The following is a 1,304-nucleotide window of genomic DNA, read 5'->3' as shown; positions in this document are numbered from 1 at the left end:
TGTCCCGTCCTGGAATAAGTTGACACTTTGGAGACTTATTCATGAAAGAGTCAAACTCCAAGCGTATCCGCCGAACTTCCCGTGATTATTCAATGGGCTTTAAATTGTCTGTTGTCGAACGGGTTGAAAACGGCGAACTGACTTACAAACAAGCTCAGAAACGTTATGGTATCCAAGGGAGAAGCACTGTTCTGGTGTGGCTCAGAAAACATGGTAGATTAGATTGGTCCAAGCCAATGAGGCTACCCAATATGACCCAGTCGAAAGAAACGCCCGCCCAAGAGATCAAACGGCTCAAAAAGGAAATTGAGACGCTAAAGCAAGTCAATCATGTCTATGGTTGTATGGAAGAAACCCTCATCAAAGAGTACGGGATAGATATTCGAAAAAAGTACTCTTCCGAACTCTCTGCTATGAAAAAGCGAAAGGGAAAATCAAACTAGCATCCTGTTGTCGCTGTTTGGGCTTCAGCCGCCAAGCTGTGTATCAGTGGAAAGAGCGGCTAGACAAGGAGAAACTGAGGCTAGCCCCCGTGCTTGATGTGGTTCGAGCTTGGCGAATGCAGATGCCTCGTCTAGGCACGCGCAAGCTTTATCACCTGATCAAGCCTACTCTGGTAGAGCAAGGTATCAAGCTAGGGCGGGATGGTCTATTTCGCCTACTGAAGAATCATCATCTTCTCGTTCGGCCATTGAAGGTCTATACGAAGACAACCAACAGCAAACACTGGCTGAAGAAGCATCCTAATTTACTGAAGAAATGGAAAGTTACCCATGTAGAAGAGGCCGTTGTCAGCGATATTACCTATGTAAACAGTGACGAAGGAACCCACTATTTGTCTCTGGTTACAGATGCTTATTCAAGAAAGATCTTGGGATATGAGTTAAGTGATGAGATGAAGGCGAGTGATATTACGAAAGCCTTGAAAATGGCTCAGGCGAGAAGGCATACAAGGATTTGTACTATCCATCACTCAGACCGCGGACTGCAATACTGCTCGGGGGAATATCAGTCTCAGTTGATAACAAAAGGATGGCGCGCTTCCATGACCGACGGATACGACTGTTATCAGAACGCACTGGCGGAACGGGTCAATGGCATTCTCAAGCAAGAGTTCTTGCTCTATCCATGCAAAAACAAAGCGGAGTTGCTATCGCTGGTGAAAGAGAGTATCGATATATACAACAAGCTTAGGCCACACCTCAGCCTAGGGATGCAAACCCCAAATGAGGTACATGAAAAAGCCAGTAGGCAATACCCACTGGCTCTTACTTAAAACCGTCAACCTATTTTAGGACGGGACA

At 45.9% G+C, this 1,304-nt stretch carries 1 protein-coding gene; it reads left to right on the top strand.

The features are described from left to right. Positions 1–41 precede the first annotated feature (41 nt). Positions 42–1,276 (top strand): IS3 family transposase gene (locus LRP49_RS25090; protein WP_274146398.1). Its coding sequence is split into 2 segments (ribosomal slippage): positions 42–384 and positions 384–1,276, totalling 1,236 coding nucleotides; the frame shifts between segments, so codons are not numbered across the junction. The last annotated feature ends 28 nt before the right edge of the window (positions 1,277–1,304 follow it).

It is taken from the genome of Enterovibrio qingdaonensis (assembly GCF_028683135.1).
Lineage (GTDB): Bacteria > Pseudomonadota > Gammaproteobacteria > Enterobacterales > Vibrionaceae > Enterovibrio > Enterovibrio qingdaonensis.
This window is presented reverse-complemented; position numbering and strand designations above follow the sequence as displayed.